The organism is Methanobrevibacter sp. YE315 (assembly GCF_001548675.1).
Classification (GTDB): domain Archaea; phylum Methanobacteriota; class Methanobacteria; order Methanobacteriales; family Methanobacteriaceae; genus Methanocatella.
Genome location: NZ_CP010834.1, coordinates 1,030,622 through 1,049,103, shown reverse-complemented (window position 1 = coordinate 1,049,103; position 18,482 = coordinate 1,030,622). Strand labels below are relative to the sequence as shown.

Below are 18,482 nucleotides of genomic sequence, written 5' to 3'. Positions count from 1 at the left end.
GTGAGTTAGGTAATAGTGTAATTAGACAAGCTGCTGTTGGTTACAGTGGAATTATAGTACTCAACTGTTAACTCTTTAATAGTGTAAACAATTGCACTACCATTAGCATAAACAGGTAAATCATTGAAACTAGCAGTCCAAACATTACCAGTTCCGCTCAAAGTAACATTAGCAGTCTCATTACCATTAGCAAGTAACACGAAAGTCACATTTTGAGGTCTGAAACCATCATGATCATCACTATCATTCCAAACTTTAGTAACGTTAATTCTAGTGAAATTAACAATACGTGTGTTGGTAATAGTGTAATTAGACAAGCTGCTGTTGGTTACAGTGGAATTATAGTACTCAACTGTTAACTCTTTAATAGTGTAAACAATTGCACTACCATTAGCATAAACAGGTAAATCATTGAAACTAGCAGTCCAAACATTACCAGTTCCGCTCAAAGTAACATTAGCAGTCTCATTACCATTAGCAAGTAACACGAAAGTCACATTATCAGGTCTGAAACCATCATGATCATCACTATCATTCCAAACTTTAGTAACATTCACACTTGTGAACTCAACAATACGTGAGTTGGTAATAGTGTAATTAGACAAACTAGCATTGGTTACAGTGGAATTATAGTACTCAACTGTTAACTCTTTAATAGTGTAAACAATTGCACTACCATTAGCATAAACAGGTAAATCATTGAAACTAGCAGTCCAAACATTACCAGTACCACTTAAAGTAACATTAGCAGTCTCATTACCATTAGCAAGTAACACGAAAGTCACATTATCAGGTCTGAAACCATCATGATCATCACTATCATTCCAAACTTTAGTAACATTCACACTTGTGAACTCAACAATACGTGAGTTAGTAATAGTGTAATTAGACAAGCTGCTGTTGGTTACAGTGGAATTATAGTACTCAACTGTTAACTCTTTAATAGTGTAAACAATTGCACTACCATTAGCATAAACAGGTAAATCATTGAAACTAGCAGTCCAAACATTACCAGTTCCGCTCAAAGTAACATTAGCAGTCTCATTACCATTAGCAAGTAACACGAAAGTCACATTATCAGGTCTGAAACCATCATGATCATCACTATCATTCCAAACTTTAGTAACATTCACACTTGTGAACTCAACAATACGTGAGTTGGTAATAGTGTAATTAGACAAACTAGCATTGGTTACAGTGGAATTATAGTACTCAACTGTTAACTCTTTAATAGTGTAAACAATTGCACTACCATTAGCATAAACAGGTAAATCATTGAAACTAGCAGTCCAAACATTACCAGTTCCGCTCAAAGTAACATTAGCAGTCTCATTACCATTAGCAAGTAACACGAAAGTCACATTATCAGGTCTGAAACCATCATGATCATCACTATCATTCCAAACTTTAGTAACATTCACACTTGTGAACTCAACAATACGTGTGTTGGTAATAGTGTAATTAGACAAGCTGCTGTTGGTTACAGTGGAATTATAGTACTCAACTGTTAACTCTTTAATAGTGTAAACAATTGCACTACCATTAGCATAAACAGGTAAATCATTGAAACTAGCAGTCCAAACATTACCAGTTCCGCTCAAAGTAACATTAGCAGTCTCATTACCATTAGCAAGTAACACGAAAGTCACATTTTGAGGTCTGAAACCATCATGATCATCACTATCATTCCAAACTTTAGTAACATTCACACTTGTGAACTCAACAATACGTGAGTTGGTAATAGTGTAATTAGACAAACTAGCATTGGTTACAGTGGAATTATAGTACTCAACTGTTAACTCTTTAATAGTGTAAACAATTGCACTACCATTAGCATAAACAGGTAAATCATTGAAACTAGCAGTCCAAACATTACCAGTTCCGCTCAAAGTAACATTAGCAGTCTCATTACCATTAGCAAGTAACACGAAAGTCACATTTTGAGGTCTGAAACCATCATGATCATCACTATCATTCCAAACTTTAGTAACATTCACACTTGTGAACTCAACAATACGTGAGTTGGTAATAGTGTAATTAGACAAACTAGCATTGGTTACAGTGGAATTATAGTACTCAACTGTTAACTCTTTAATAGTGTAAACAATTGCACTACCATTAGCATAAACAGGTAAATCATTGAAACTAGCAGTCCAAACATTACCAGTTCCGCTCAAAGTAACATTAGCAGTCTCATTACCATTAGCAAGTAACACGAAAGTCACATTATCAGGTCTGAAACCATCATGATCATCACTATCATTCCAAACTTTAGTAACGTTAATTCTAGTGAAATTAACAATACGTGTGTTGGTAATAGTGTAATTAGACAAGCTGCTGTTGGTTACAGTGGAATTATAGTACTCAACTGTTAACTCTTTAATAGTGTAAACAATTGCACTACCATTAGCATAAACAGGTAAATCATTGAAACTAGCAGTCCAAACATTACCAGTTCCGCTCAAAGTAACATTAGCAGTCTCATTACCATTAGCAAGTAACACAAAGGTAACATTTTGAGGTCTGAAACCATCATGATCATCACTATCATTCCAAACTTTAGTAACGTTAATTCTAGTGAAATTAACAATACGTGTGTTGGTAATAGTGTAATTAGACAAGCTGCTGTTGGTTACAGTGGAATTATAGTACTCAACTGTTAACTCTTTAATAGTGTAAACAATTGCACTACCATTAGCATAAACAGGTAAATCATTGAAACTAGCAGTCCAAACATTACCAGTTCCGCTTAAAGTAACATTAGCAGTCTCATTACCATTAGCAAGTAACACGAAAGTCACATTTTGAGGTCTGAAACCATCATGATCATTGTCATCGTCCCAAACTTTAGTAACATTCACACTTGTATACTCAACAATACGTGAGTTAGTAATAGTGTAATTAGACAAACTAGCGTTAGTTACAGTGGAATTATAGTACTCAACTGTTAACTCTTTAATAGTGTAAACAATTGCACTACCATTAGCATAAACAGGTAAATCATTGAAACTAGCAGTCCAAACATTACCAGCTCCACTTAAAGTAACATTAGCAGTCTCATTACCATTAGCAAGTAACACGAAAGTCACATTATCAGGTCTGAAACCATCATGATCATCACTATCATTCCAAACTTTAGTAACATTCACACTTGTGAACTCAACAATACGTGTGTTGGTAATAGTGTAATTAGACAAGCTGCTGTTGGTTACAGTGGAATTATAGTACTCAACTGTTAACTCTTTAATAGTGTAAACAATTGCACTACCATTAGCATAAACAGGTAAATCATTGAAACTAGCAGTCCAAACATTACCAGTTCCGCTCAAAGTAACATTAGCAGTCTCATTACCATTAGCAAGTAACACGAAAGTCACATTATCAGGTCTGAAACCATCATGATCATCACTATCATTCCAAACTTTAGTAACATTCACACTTGTGAACTCAACAATACGTGTGTTGGTAATAGTGTAATTAGACAAGCTGCTGTTGGTTACAGTGGAATTATAGTACTCAACTGTTAACTCTTTAATAGTGTAAACAATTGCACTACCATTAGCATAAACAGGTAAATCATTGAAACTAGCAGTCCAAACATTACCAGTTCCGCTCAAAGTAACATTAGCAGTCTCATTACCATTAGCAAGTAACACGAAAGTCACATTATCAGGTCTGAAACCATCATGATCATCACTATCATTCCAAACTTTAGTAACATTCACACTTGTGAACTCAACAATACGTGTGTTGGTAATAGTGTAATTAGACAAGCTGCTGTTGGTTACAGTGGAATTATAGTACTCAACTGTTAACTCTTTAATAGTGTAAACAATTGCACTACCATTAGCATAAACAGGTAAATCATTGAAACTAGCAGTCCAAACATTACCAGTTCCGCTCAAAGTAACATTAGCAGTCTCATTACCATTAGCAAGTAACACGAAAGTCACATTATCAGGTCTGAAACCATCATGATCATCACTATCATTCCAAACTTTAGTAACATTCACACTTGTGAACTCAACAATACGTGAGTTGGTAATAGTGTAATTAGACAAACTAGCATTGGTTACAGTGGAATTATAGTACTCAACTGTTAACTCTTTAATAGTGTAAACAATTGCACTACCATTAGCATAAACAGGTAAATCATTGAAACTAGCAGTCCAAACATTACCAGCTCCACTTAAAGTAACATTAGCAGTCTCATTACCATTAGCAAGTAACACGAAAGTCACATTTTGAGGTCTGAAACCATCATGATCATCACTATCATTCCAAACTTTAGTAACGTTAATTCTAGTGAAATTAACAATACGTGTGTTGGTAATAGTGTAATTAGACAAGCTGCTGTTGGTTACAGTGGAATTATAGTACTCAACTGTTAACTCTTTAATAGTGTAAACAATTGCACTACCATTAGCATAAACAGGTAAATCATTGAAACTAGCAGTCCAAACATTACCAGCTCCACTTAAAGTAACATTAGCAGTCTCATTACCATTAGCAAGTAACACGAAAGTCACATTTTGAGGTCTGAAACCATCATGATCATCACTATCATTCCAAACTTTAGTAACGTTAATTCTAGTGAAATTAACAATACGTGTGTTGGTAATAGTGTAATTAGACAAGCTGCTGTTGGTTACAGTGGAATTATAGTACTCAACTGTTAACTCTTTAATAGTGTAAACAATTGCACTACCATTAGCATAAACAGGTAAATCATTGAAACTAGCAGTCCAAACATTACCAGTTCCGCTCAAAGTAACATTAGCAGTCTCATTACCATTAGCAAGTAACACAAAGGTAACATTTTGAGGTCTGAAACCATCATGATTATTGTCATCGTCCCAAACTTTAGTAACATTCACACTTGTATACTCAACAATACGTGAGTTAGTAATAGTGTAATTAGACAAACTAGCGTTAGTTACAGTGGAATTATAGTACTCAACTGTTAACTCTTTAATAGTGTAAACAATTGCACTACCATTAGCATAAACAGGTAAATCATTGAAACTAGCAGTCCAAACATTACCAGCTCCACTTAAAGTAACATTAGCAGTTTCATTACCATTAGCAAGTAACACGAAAGTCACATTATCAGGTCTGAAACCATCATGATCATTGTCATCGTCCCAAACTTTAGTAACATTCACACTTGTATACTCAACAATACGTGAGTTAGTAATAGTGTAATTAGACAAACTAGCGTTAGTTACAGTGGAATTATAGTACTCAACTGTTAACTCTTTAATAGTGTAAACAATTGCACTACCATTAGCATAAACAGGTAAATTAGTGAAACTAGCGTTCCAAACATTACCAGTACCACTTAAAGTAACATTAGCAGTTTCATTACCATTAGCAAGTAACACAAAGGTCACGTTAGCAGGTCTGAAACCATCATGATCATTGTCATCGTCCCAAACTTTAGTAACATTCACACTGGTATAATTAACAACACGAGTGTTAGTAATAGTATAATTAGCAAGACTGCTGTTAGTTACAGTTTTATTATAATTAGCAACAGGCAATTCATCAACAGTATAAACAATCTCTGTACCGTCACTGTTAACAGTTGGTAAATCAGTGAAATTACCGGTCCAAACGTTACCGGTACCGTTTAATACCTTTCTGGCATATTCAATACCGTCAGCATATAACACAAAGGTTACGTTTTGAGGTCTGAAGCCATCATGATTATTGCTGTCATTCCAGATTTTAGTAACATTGATTGTTATCTTATTGTAGACAGTCACATTAGCACTGGAATTGGTCTCGTTGGTAATATTTGACTTGGCTGTCACATTATTTATCAAAGTACCGTTGGTTAATGTTCTAAACCAAATCGTAAATGTAGCATTTTCACCAATGCCCAAATCATTTAGATATGTGAAAACATCACCTGACTTGTTCCATAATGCCTTATCCGTGTGGTCAAAGTATTCCAATTCGGAACTGTTATAAATCTCGTTTACGGTTACATTTCCTAAGACACGATTACCTGTGTTGAATACAGTAATATTGAATGCAACAATGTCTTCTACATATAAGATTCCAGTACCATTCAATGAATCTTTTCCAACTGTCATGTTAGGATCATAATTGTCAACGACGACTATGATTGTTTCATTGCTGATTTCTGTATAATAGGTTGTTTCATTATACCATGCTTTGATAAGATATACTCCAACACCCAAATCAGAAACGTCAATTGAGATACTTCCATCAATGTCAGTTCTTGCAGAGCCGTTTCTAATAAATGCGCCGGTTTCATTATTATATATTTCATAGTATATAACCTGATTATCTTCCAAATCATCAATGTATATGTTGGTTCCGTTGAAATTTGAATATCCTAAAACAGGTATTAAATCTTCATTAGGTGTTGTCCTGTCCTCCAATACTCCGTTATGATAGAATGGGAATGTGATGTTTCTTATTGTTATAGCACTTTCACCATCACGGTTATGTATTGCATTTGCAATATTGTCTCCACCTATATGGCTGAATTTAACAATTTTTTCATCATCCACATCATATACAGTACCATTTTCAGGAGCTGCAAGAAGATAATAGGAATGTGCCTGGTTATCATAGAATCTTGAGTCATGTATGCTTAAGCCTGTTGTGTCTCCTACATAAATTGCTGAACCGTTAGTTGCAGTGTTGTTGTAGAAATCGGCCTGAACATCGACATTATTTGAACCGGTTATTAGGAAACCGCCTCCAATACCGTTACCGTCGGCTATATCTCCTAATGCATGATTGCTGATGAATGTTGAGTTTTCAACAGTTACCTCATAACCATTAATAACATCTGCAAAACCGCCTTTTGGAGCGGTATTGTTATATCCATAGATTTGGTCTAATTTCAAGGTTTCATAATCAGCGCATATTCCACCACCGTTTGATCCAGCATGGTTTGATGAAATATTGTTGTTGGTGAAATAAGTGATTTCATCTCCATCCTCACCTGATACATATGCCGCTCCACCACTTGTGTGGGCTTCATTAAATGTAAAGTTGTTGTTGGTGAAATTTGTATCTTGTCCGAATACGCTGGCTCCACCACCGAAGTTAGCATCATTATCGGATATTCTGTTGTCTGAAAATGTACAGTTATTTCCAATAACATAAATTCCACCACCGAAACTTGATGCTTCATTAGAAGATATTGTGTTATTTATAAAATCACATTCATGACCATTGACTGAAATTGCACCACCTGCACCCTGAGTTACATTGTTGTTTGTAAAAATGGAATTCTCAACAGTGACATTGTTTCCATGAACACTTGTTGAACCACCAGCATCTATAGCGGTGTTGTTTTTGGATGTAATGTTATCAAAATGAGCATTATCACCACTAACGTAGGCAGCACCGCCCTCAAAAGCGTTACAATTTGATATATCCACATTTTCAAAAGTACAATTGTGACCATTGACAAATAATCCACCACCATTTACTGTAGCATTATTATTGTCCAGGATACAATTCCTAACAGTATTGTTATCACCTTCAATATAAGATGAACCACCGTTTCTAGCTGTGTTATTTACAGAAGTTACATTTTTAAATGTGTTATCCTGTCCAATAACATAAACTGCCCCACCTTGTTCGGTAGCGTGACAGTTGGATAGAGATACATTTTCAATGGTACAGTTGTCACCTCCAATGTTCAATCCGCCACCACGTAAAGTAGCGTTGTTATTGTCCAGGTTACAATTTGAAACTGTAACGTTGTTTCCTCTGATAAATGTAGAACCTCCACGGTAAGCGGTATTGTTGTTTGAGTGGACATTATCTACCAAGATGTTGTCACCTACAATATCAAATCCGCCACCAAGACCAGAAGTGTCGTTTCTGCTTTCATTGAAGTTAGCTCTGTTGTTGTTCAACTCACCATTGAGTACTTTAACATTTGAACCGTTGATGAATGCGGATCCTCCACGTTCGGCGCTGTTTTTATCAGCAGTGATACCATTTATTGTGGTACCGTTGGATAATATGTAAAGACCTCCGCCCATGAGTCCTGCATGATTGTCGGATACGTTAATGTTGTTTACTGTACAATGGTCACCTGCAATGTTCAGACCACCACCACGCAAAGTAGCGTTGTTATTGGTCAGGTTACAGTTCTCAACAACAGTGTTGTCACCACGAATGAAAGTGGAACCTCCACGGTAAGCGGTATTGTTGTTGGAATGAGTATTGTTAATGTAACAGTCATTACCAACAATGTCCATACCACCACCAAGACCAGATGAATTAGGATTGCTTGCATTGAAACGAGCCTCATTCTTATTAAACTCACTGTCTAAAACATGCACACCAGTACCATTGATGAAAGCACCTCCACCACGCTCAGCACTGTTATTATCAGCAGTGACATTCTTAAATGTTGTTCCATCTGAAACTACATAAATACCACCACCCATAAGACCAGCATAATTGTTGGAAACCTCAACATTTGTAACATTACAGTTTTCACCAGCAATGTTCAAACCACCACCACGCAAAGTAGCGTTGTTATTGTCCAGCTTACAGTTCTCAACAACAGTGTTGTCACCACGAATGAAAGTGGATCCACCACGGTAAGCGGTATTGTTGTTGGAATGAGTATTGTTAATGTAACAGTCATTACCAACAATGTCCATACCACCACCAAGACCAGATGAATTAGGATTGCTTGCATTGAAACGAGCCTCATTCTTATTAAACTCACTGTCTAAAACATGCACACCAGTACCATTGATGAAAGCACCTCCACCACGCTCAGCAGTATTGTTATCAGCAGTGACATTTGTAAATACAATTCCATCGGAAATTACGTAAATACCACCACCCATAAGACCAGCATAATTGTTGGAAACCTCAACATTTGTAACTGTACAGTTTTCACCGGCAATGTTTAAACCACCGCCTCTAAGGGTAGCATTGTTACCGTCAAGTTTACAGTCAATTATTTTAGTGTTATTTCCACGAACGAATGTTGATCCTCCACGGTAAGCTGAGTTATTGAGTGAAGTAATATTTGTCATATTACATCCGTTACCGACAATATCTAATCCACCACCGATACCACTGTCTTCAGTACCGTTGTTGATTGCTTTATTGTTACTTAATGTACAATTATCAAGAATGATGTTGTTACCCCTAATGTAAGCTCCACCACCGTTTTTAGCTGTGTTGTTGTCAGCTGTGACGTTGGTAAATACTGTACCGTCAGCAACCACGTAGATACCTCCACCAAGACCTGAGTCTGTAGTGTTGTTGTCGAACGCATTGTTGTTGGATACATCAACATTGACGAATGTACAACCGTTACCGGCAATGTCCAATCCACCACCTCTTAATGTAGCGTTATTACCGTCGAAAGTGGAATCTCTCACAGATGTATTGTCACCACGAATGAATGCTGCACCACCAAGGGATGCATTGTTGTTATTTGCGGTTACATTGAGAAGTCTACAGTTGTCACCTAAAATGTCCAGTGCTCCACCGCGACCGGAAATTTCACTGCCGTTGTTAATAGCACTGTTATTGTTGAAGATGGAATCTTGTAAAAGGATATCATGACCTTCAATATAAGCGGAACCGCCTCTTGATGCATTGTTGTTCACTGATGTTACATTTATGAATTTGGCATCATTTCCTATAATCCAAATAGCACCACCATCGGTACCTGCACTGTTGTTGGATATATTACTGTCCTTAAAGGTACTGTTATGACAGAAAATCGCAAGACCTCCACCTTCATGGAAAGCAGTGTTGTTGAGGAAAGTACAATTTTCCACATTAGTATAATCCAATTGATAAAAGTCAACAGCTCCTCCCCTGTCGGCGGTGTTGTTGATACAGGTACAGTTGGTCATATTGATACTGTATATATCAAAGATGTGGATCGCTCCACCTTCGGACCTATTTTCATCACGATTTCCTTTAGCATTATTATTATTGAATGTACTATTAACGAATTTAAGATTTAATTTCATGGCAAGATCACTAACAACAGCTACATCCATTGCTCCACCATTACCATTGGCAGCAGTGTTATTTTCAAATGTGGAATCATAAACATTGAATGCTCCTCTTAATGCACCACCATAACCCCCTACATTCCTTTCAAATGTGGAATTTGTGATGTTCATTACTGAGTTACAACACCAGATAGCTCCCGCACCGAAGTCGATATCCTCCTGCCTATCAACTAAATTGATAATGGTATTTTCAACAAATGTTGAGTTGATAACTACCCAATCATGTCCGTAATAGTTATCAATTGCTCCACCACTTATATCAGCTGTATTGTTGATGAAGTTTGAATTGCTGATAGTACCTCTGTCAGCATTTGGGCTAATGTAGATGGCACCACCGTGACCATCTTTATCACCTTGATACAGGTCACCTGTAGTTCTGTTGTCAACATGATTTTTTGTGAAATTACAGTTATCTATGAGGAAATCATGTGAGCCATCATCAATGAAGATGCCTCCACCGTTATATGATGTGCCATTTACAAAATTACAGTTTGTAATTTCAACATCATGACAATTTCCTGCAAAGTAAACTGCACCACCATTACACTGTTCCGGATCATAGTTGTTTTGGAATAAAACATGGTTTTCTGTGAAGTTTGAATTGGAAATGATAATGTTACCACAACCGTTTCCAACACGAATAGCACCACCATTAGCGTCAGTTACCCGACCATTCCTGAAATCGATGTTTCCAAGGGTAACGCCATTAATATTCTGCTGAATATCGAATATCCTTGAAAGTCCCCCTGCATCCAAAACAGTGCCGTCTTGACCGATGATTGTAATAGGTTTATCGATTCGTATACCCTCATTTCCTATATCATTTGTATAAGTGACATCATTTAGAAGAATAACATCTCCAGCCTGTGCATTATTGATTGCAGTTTGAATATCTGAAAATCTGTTACCTGTTACTGCAGTAATTTCAAAGCTGCCATCTATAACAGTTGAAGTGCCATTGTTCGAATATGTAGCCCTATATGTATAGCTTCCTTCAGGAAGATGACCATAATTACATATGAATACTCCATTCTCATCGGTCACTCCACTGACTTCGTAAATTACGCCGCTTGAATCGCTGATTTGAACTGAAACGTTTTGATTAGAGCCTTGGACGATAGGCCATGTTGGAATATCATCTTTATTCCTATATGATGAACCGTCCCAGAACTTAAGGTTACTTGTCTGAGCATTTCCCCCAATAACATTAGAATAATCTGATTTAATAGTTAATTTTAAGGATAATACTCCCTCAGTAACCGTAAAACCGTTCTTATCCTTGAAAGTACAGTCAGAAATTTGACTGTTTGCATTATTGGAATAAATTGCATCACCATATTGCGCGGAATTACCCTCAAAATTACAATCATTTACTTTAACATCTGAAGCGTCAATATAAATTGCACCGCCATACGGATTCCATATACCTCTATTATTAGTAAAATTACAGCCATCTATATTAGTATTTGTAGCGGCAGAATTCACACTTATAGCTCCACCATATGGCCCCATAAAATTTTCAAAAGTACAATCTTCAATATTACAATTGGAATTTCGAATATCAACTGCTTTGCAATTCGCTTCTTGACTATCAAATGTATTTGTAAATTTTATGTTTTTTATAGTAATTCCACTAGCCTCTAATATGAATATATTCCCCGGTGCAATGATAGATGAAAAACTATCAGGATTACTGCTAGTTCCCCCACTAATTACAATATTAGGAATATTAATATTGATTCTATAATTCCAAGGTTCCCAATTATTAGTTGTAATTGATTTATTACCCAAATAAAGGGTATCTCCAGCTTGAACTTGTCCAGAATTCAAAAATTCTTGAAGGTCATTCAGAGTTGAACCAGTGAAATCAACATTAGCAGCTAAAATCTCATCATCGTTACTAACTTGTAGCTTATCCATCGCAGATTCACCCGACAGCGAATCCGACATGTCGTCACTCGTAGTCGTCAATGTCATATTATTCATTGTCGGATCTTGCGATGCATTAACTACTCCTACTAAAGATACGAACAAGAATAATATCAAAATAAATAGAATTGGTTTTTTCATTTCGATATTATCTCCTCCATTATGAACACAATTTTTTACTTACCCATATAATAAATCAAATTTATTATACCAATTTAATCAACTGATTAAATCATAAAAGAATGTAAAGTAATTATTACATTTTAATGAAAAATGTTTATAATTATTCGGTTTTTGTAAAAAAGTGTTTATATTCCTTTAAACGCCAAATTACAAAAAATTCTTTTACATTAAAACATTAAAGAAAAATAATATATAAAGTTTACAATTTAATTCAGGCCAAATAATTAATTAATTCATATAAAATTAAGATAAATACCGAATATTGTCTAAAAAAATAATAATCAAATTGAACAAAAAGATACATTTTTAAAAAAAATTAAATAATATTAAATGTGAAAATTAAGCGTTTTTCAGGCAGCAATACAAAAATAAACTGAAAATTAAAAAATTCAAATTTGAGGCAAAAGGGATATCAGCCCCTCTTAATGCATATAATAATACATGATAGCAACACTTTAAAAATAGTCGCATTATAATATATTATAATTCAATTTGATAAAGAAACTATTAAAAATTAATGAAATACGAATAATAAAAAGGTTTTAAGAATTCTCGATTTTAGATTTAAACGGCTTAAACTGATTATTTAACATCACTCTTCAAATATCTAAAAATCGCAAAAAGTAATACGCTAATTTTTAACCGACATAAATAAACTTCATTGAAAACGATTGCTTCTTCTTGCTTTAAACAATTAATATTTTTGAATGCCTAAAATAACGAAGTTGTAAATATATTACTTTTTTTTAGTTCTGAATTAGGCAATATATACAAGATTTAATAAAAAAAATAAGTTGAAGAGAAGTTATAATTCTCCTCTTTGGCGACGTTCTTCCAATAATTTAAGACCTAATTCGCCCAGTTTGTATTTTTGAATCTTACCGCTTGTTGTAAGCGGGAACTCATCAACGAAAAACACATATTTAGGCACCTTATACCTTGCAATGGATCCTATGCAGAAGTCACGGATATCCTGTTCGGTTACATCATCAAAGCCGTCTTCCTTGATTATGAATGCGCCGACGATTTCACCGTATTTCTCATCAGGTATTCCTCCGACCTGAACGTCCTGCACGCATTCGTGGGTAAAGAGGAACTCTTCAATCTCACGAGGATAGATGTTTTCACCGCCTCTGATAATCATGTCCTTGATACGTCCGACGATTGAGTAGTATCCATCCTCATCGACTGTCGCAAGGTCTCCTGAGTGGAGCCATCCGTCAGGCTCAATAGCTTCGGCGGTCTTTTCAGGCATGTTGTAATATCCTTTCATGACATTGAAACCTCTACACATTATCTCACCGGTTACGCCAGGCCCTACCTCTTCACCGGTTTCAGGGTCAATGATCTTAACGTCGATATGAGGGAACTTGCGCCCTACGGTGTTGATCTTTTTCTCGAATGAATCGGCGGCATTGGTTTGTGTAAAACCAGGACCCGCTTCGGTAAGCCCGTATACGCTTGTGATTTCCTTCATGTTCATCTTTTCGATTGCATCCTTCATGGTTTCGACAGGACATGTTGAACCTGCCATGATTCCGGTACGAAGTGAGCTCATGTCAAACATCTCAAACATAGGATGGTTCATCATGCCGATAAACATTGTAGGAACACCATAGATGGATGTGCACTTTTCCTTCTGGATTGATGAAATGGCCAGAAGAGGGTCATATTCCTCTAAAACGACCATTGTTGAACCGTGAGTAATGACTGCCATAACCCCTAAAACTGTACCGAAACAATGGAAAAGAGGAACCTGCAGGAGCAGCCTGTCCTTTTCTGTATAGTTCATGTTTTCCCCGATGTAGTATCCGTCGTTTACGATGTTACGTGAAGTGAGCATTACCCCTTTAGGGAAACCTTCTGTTCCTGAGGTGTACTGCATGTTGATGACATCATTCTGGGTGACTGAGTCCTTTATCTTTTGATATTCCTCTTCGTCATAGCTCATACCCAGCAATAATAATTCATTGGTATTGTACATTCCGCGGTGCTTTTCCTGGCCTACATGGAAGATGTATTTTAGATTTGGGAACTTTTCAGCTACAAGATGGCCTCTTGCACAGGTTTTGAGTTCTGGCACAAGCTCGTTTATGATGTCGAAATAGCTTGTGTCCCTAAATCCGTCAGTCATTGCCAGCGCTTTCATGTCAGACTGTCCGACGACATATTCCAGTTCATGTGACTGGTAAGCTGTGTTGACTGTCACTATTGCAGCACCGATTTTTGCAACTGCAAACATGTATGTGAGCCATTCGGGAACATTTTTAGCCCATATTCCCACATGGTCTCCTTTTTTGATTCCTAAAGCCAGCATTCCTTTTGCCAGATTGTCAACTCTTTCGTTGAATTCTTTATAGGTAAATCTTAAGTTTCTGTCCGGATAAACGATAAATTCATGATCAGGTTGTCTTTCAACCACTGTTTCAAAGAACTTCCCTAATGGGAGTTCGGTAAATAATTCACTCATTGGAAAACCTCCATTTTTTCAGTTTCTGCATTTTCAAGACCAATAAAACATTTGTGCAAACCCAACAGCAAACCGCGCAAATCCAATCCAAGAGTGAAAAATCTAAACGCATCATTACTTCTTTCCTGTTGTTTTATAACTCTTTCAAACATTTTATCAAGTCCTCTCTATCATATTGTTCTAGTATGGAGTGTATAGCACTGCAAGTATCTTTGCCTTGTCTTCACCGGTTGCGTGAAGGTGGTGCGGTACTACTGAATCGTAAAAGATTGTGTCGCCTTCTCCAATAGTGTATGTTTCATTTCCATAGATTACTTCAATTTGCCCTTCTAATACATAAATGAATTCTTCACCTTCGTGGGAAGATAATTCCTTTTCTCCTTCTTCATATTCAATGTCAATTAAGAACGGGTCTATGTTTCTGTCGATTTTTCCTGCTCCTAAGGAGTGGAATTCAAGGTTTGTTGCGTTTGTCACATCTTCCCTTCCAGAGAAATAAAGGGAGTTTTCGGTTTTTCCGCCTCTAGTAACGACAGGCCCGAGTTCAGGGGTGTCATCCAGGAATGTGCCTAAGCGCACGCCAAGAGCCCTTGCCATTTTTGTCAGTGGTGTGAGTGATGGAATTACTTCACCTGCTTCCATAGCTTTTAAAACCTCAAGCTTTACGCCACTTCTCTCGGCAAGTTCTTCGATGCTAATATTCTGTCTTTCTCTAATGTCTTTGATTTTTTTTGCAAAGTCTTCATTTGTCATATATTTCACTCATTTTTGGATTTTTTTACTTAAAAGATTTAAGTATATATAACTATATTCAAAAAGATATTTAAAAGTATCTTGAAATTAAACAAAATTCCAATTTCAAATCAAAAAATAAACAAAAAAGGAATAATCCTATATAAATGGAACAAATCATTTTTTAAGAAGCTCATCAATCTTTTCATGAAGCTTCTGGTTTTCGATATTGGCCAGTTCCAATCGTCCGTTAATGTCTGCAAGCTCATTTTCAAGCTTATCCACTTTTTCAGACAATTCTGCAAGGCCGTCTTCAACATCAGAATCGATATTCAATATCTTATCCGTGAAATATGATGAAATCGCACCTGTAAATGTTGAGAATATGAAGATTCCCAATATAAGAAGCACAAGGGAAATGAATTTTGAAAACTGGGTATTCGGAGTGATATCCCCATATCCGACTGTTGTCAATGTGGAAAGGACAAACCATAGGCTTTCGAATATATTCAAGCCAGGATCCAGGAAATACAATGTAAATGTGAAAATGATTACTACAAAGATAATCCACCTTAAAAGAATATCCATCTTGGTATTTTCAAAAAACAGGTTCAAGTTGGAGAAGTATTTTCCAAACGTTTTGGAGTACCTGAATAAGTCGAAAAGCCTTGTCAGCAATAAAAACCTTAATAATATGAAAACCGGCAAAACCAATTCAAATGGAACGGAAGCTATAAAATCAAGGATATGTTTTTTGATAAATCGCTTTTTGTTTTTTGCCTGGTAGAATTTATAAAATATGTTGAAAAGCAGAATAATACAGACAAATACGTCAAATACGGTTATGAAACTTATCAGATGAATTGAAACATTGGAAAACAGTGAAATAACTATCAATATGAGATCTGAAAGAATTAAAAAGTCCATAATCGTATATAAAAAGCTTCTAACCTTGAGACTTAATGCCATAGTTTACCTCATATAAATTATTTAATAAAAGTGGATAATAAGATTTTAGGTTTTATGAATAACTTTAAAAATTCATGAGGCCAAAATATCAATCAGGTGAAACATGCAAAAGAAAACAAAAATAGCTATAGTCGTTTTACTGCTTTTGGTTATAGGCGGTTTTGCTTTGTATGAATTTACAAACCAGATAGAAATCACCTACAAATCATGCGATGAAAATGACTTGGGAAGCGTTGAAAAGATCATATACGGAAACGAAAGCTCAAACCACACAATAGCTTTGATTACAGGAATACATCCCAGGGAAACATTGTCAATAGAGCCCGAAATCAAGGCCGCAAAAGAGTTTGTAAAAAGAAATGATGACGTTAAGGTCATACACTATCAAGTAAACGTGACAAAGGATCCTGAAGATTACCAGAACGGGCGTGCCAACGGCGAAAGCCTTGTTCATGACTATGTAAACCCTGACGTTACAGCTTCAGATGCCGACTGCGTAATAATAAGCCATTCCCACATCCCGGAATACGGTGAGGGATACTATCTGGCAACCCCTGAAATGGACAATGCATCAGTAAAGATTGCCAAAACAATTAACAAAACCGGAGAGTTCGGATACTATCCAGTGACAGGAAATGAAACATACAAGTCAACTTCAGCAGTGCTTGTCTCAAAGCCTATTGCCCAGGCGGGATATCCTACATTCGTATATGAGATTCCGGAAGACATAACTGACTTTGAGGCGACTCTCAAGACAATGAAGCTATTTGAACTGATGGTTAGATACACATGAGGTGTTAAGATGAAACTAGAAGAATATTTGGATTATGTTAAAAGCTGTAAAAGGATTGTTGGCGGTTCCAAGGAACATGAGTTCATGACTGAAAAGCTTAATGAGGCATTAGTCATTACCCATAAAATCAACTGTGAGTATCACACTCCTGAAGAGATTCAGGAACTATTCGCCGAACTTACAAACACCCAAATAAACCCTACATTGAGAGTGATGCCTCCCTTCAACACTGATTTCGGCAAGAATATCCATATCGGCGAAAACGTGTTCATAAATTCAGGCTGCAAGATGCAGGATCAGGGTGGAATCTACATAGGAAATGACGTGTTAATCGGCCATAATGCCTGTCTTTTGACATTGAATCATGCTTTTGAACCTAGCAAAAGAGTTGATATGTACCCTAAACCCATACATATTGAGGATAAGGCATGGTTAGGTTCCAATGTTACAGTATTGCCCGGCGTTACAATCGGTGAGGGAGCAGTAATAGCTGCAGGAGCCGTTGTGACAAAAGACGTCAGCCCCAATAGTGTTGTCGGCGGCATTCCCGCAAAACTTATTAAAAAAATTGATGACGAATAAAAGTCATACTTTATATTAGATTAAAGACATAGATATGAATAATTTAAAGGGACTGTTATTATGTTAAGTATTAATCAATGTTACTTAGATTTCGTGGAAAAAATCTTGAAGGAAGGAAAGGAAACTTATAAGGACTCAAATCACCATTTGGTTGAAAGTTTAGGGAATTTCTATATAATCGACGACCCTATGGATTTGAAATTCAGGGCAAAGTATCAAAACTACACAACAGAAATGATGCTTGACGACATCAAATCCGGAAAGTTCGACATTGAAGGATGCCCAATCAAAAGCGATGCGCTATACCAATATGTGCAATCCGTAGAAGACCCTGATATCATAAACAACACCCAAGGATTTGTCTACACTTACCCTAACCGTATCTTCGCACATTTTGACATTAATCAATTTGAAAGCATGAAAAAAAGAATCCTGACCGCTACCGGTTCAAACCGTGCTGTAGCAGTTACAATCAATCCAATCGAAGATGCTGAAGAAGAAGATATTCCATGCCTTCAATTCCTCCAATGCCTTGTGCGTGACAATGAATTGACAATCCACTGTATTTTCAGAAGCAATGACATTTTCGGAGCATTTTACTCAAACATGTTTTTCATTGCCTACTTGGGTCTTAAAATGAAAGAGGAAGTCAACAAGGAAATCGTCGGTGAAAAATTGAACTTCGGTGGAGTGCATTATCACTCAACATCCGGACATATCTATAATACTGACTTAAAAGCAGCCCGTAAATTAATAAAAGCAAATAAATAAG

General features: G+C 36.4%; 8 protein-coding genes. 3 read left to right on the top strand and 5 right to left on the bottom strand.

Going from position 1 to position 18,482, the window contains the following annotated elements; all coding sequences use genetic code 11:
* Positions 1-5 precede the first annotated feature (5 nt).
* The 5 genes from TL18_RS04420 to TL18_RS04405 all read right to left on the bottom strand — a co-directional run bounded on the left by TL18_RS04420 (position 6) and on the right by TL18_RS04405 (position 16,335).
* Complete coding sequence (locus TL18_RS04420) at positions 6-12,122, bottom strand: Cna B-type domain-containing protein (protein WP_082706372.1); 12,117 nt, start codon at positions 12,120-12,122, stop codon at positions 6-8.
* Positions 12,123-12,969: 847 nt separating this feature from the next.
* On the bottom strand, positions 12,970-14,634 hold the full coding sequence (locus tag TL18_RS04415) for an AMP-binding protein (protein WP_067041919.1): 1,665 nt from the start codon (positions 14,632-14,634) through the stop codon (positions 12,970-12,972).
* Entirely contained in the window at positions 14,631-14,786 is a 156-nt protein-coding gene (locus tag TL18_RS10965; protein WP_156064572.1) for a hypothetical protein, read from the bottom strand. Before TL18_RS10965 ends, TL18_RS04415 begins: the two co-directional genes overlap by 4 nt.
* A gap of 28 nt (positions 14,787-14,814) precedes the next feature.
* The gene (locus TL18_RS04410; RefSeq protein ID WP_067041914.1) at positions 14,815-15,387 is read right to left on the bottom strand and encodes an XRE family transcriptional regulator; all 573 of its coding nucleotides are present in this window, start codon (positions 15,385-15,387) and stop codon (positions 14,815-14,817) included.
* A 156-nt stretch (positions 15,388-15,543) separates the two neighbouring features.
* A complete protein-coding gene (locus TL18_RS04405; protein ID WP_067041912.1) occupies positions 15,544-16,335 on the bottom strand; it encodes an ion channel in 792 nt (263 codons plus the stop codon).
* A gap of 103 nt (positions 16,336-16,438) precedes the next feature.
* Here TL18_RS04405 and TL18_RS04400 point away from each other — a divergent pair, with 103 nt between their 5' ends.
* Genes TL18_RS04400 through TL18_RS04390 form a run of 3 tightly spaced genes read left to right on the top strand, consistent with a single transcriptional unit; the run spans position 16,439 to position 18,481 of the window.
* Positions 16,439-17,128: a hypothetical protein gene (locus TL18_RS04400; protein ID WP_067041909.1), complete on the top strand. Its 690-nt coding sequence runs from the start codon at positions 16,439-16,441 to the stop codon at positions 17,126-17,128.
* Positions 17,129-17,137: 9 nt separating this feature from the next.
* On the top strand, positions 17,138-17,710 hold the full coding sequence (locus TL18_RS11285) for a sugar O-acetyltransferase (RefSeq protein WP_067041902.1): 573 nt from the start codon (positions 17,138-17,140) through the stop codon (positions 17,708-17,710).
* Between the two features lie 60 nt (positions 17,711-17,770).
* On the top strand, positions 17,771-18,481 hold the full coding sequence (locus TL18_RS04390; protein ID WP_067041896.1) for a thymidylate synthase: 711 nt from the start codon (positions 17,771-17,773) through the stop codon (positions 18,479-18,481).
* Position 18,482 lies beyond the last annotated feature (1 nt).

Excerpts from the sequence above, each read along its gene's own strand:
- TL18_RS11285 (WP_067041902.1), top strand. The coding sequence starts at position 17,138 with ATGAAACTAGAAGAATATTTGGATTATGTTAAAAGCTGTAAAAGGATT.
- TL18_RS04420 (WP_082706372.1), bottom strand. The coding sequence starts at position 12,122 with ATGAAAAAACCAATTCTATTTATTTTGATATTATTCTTGTTCGTATCT.
- TL18_RS04405 (WP_067041912.1), bottom strand. The coding sequence starts at position 16,335 with ATGGCATTAAGTCTCAAGGTTAGAAGCTTTTTATATACGATTATGGAC.
- TL18_RS04390 (WP_067041896.1), top strand. The coding sequence starts at position 17,771 with ATGTTAAGTATTAATCAATGTTACTTAGATTTCGTGGAAAAAATCTTG.
- TL18_RS04400 (WP_067041909.1), top strand. The coding sequence starts at position 16,439 with ATGCAAAAGAAAACAAAAATAGCTATAGTCGTTTTACTGCTTTTGGTT.
- TL18_RS04415 (WP_067041919.1), bottom strand. The coding sequence starts at position 14,634 with ATGAGTGAATTATTTACCGAACTCCCATTAGGGAAGTTCTTTGAAACA.
- TL18_RS10965 (WP_156064572.1), bottom strand. The coding sequence starts at position 14,786 with ATGTTTGAAAGAGTTATAAAACAACAGGAAAGAAGTAATGATGCGTTT.
- TL18_RS04410 (WP_067041914.1), bottom strand. The coding sequence starts at position 15,387 with ATGACAAATGAAGACTTTGCAAAAAAAATCAAAGACATTAGAGAAAGA.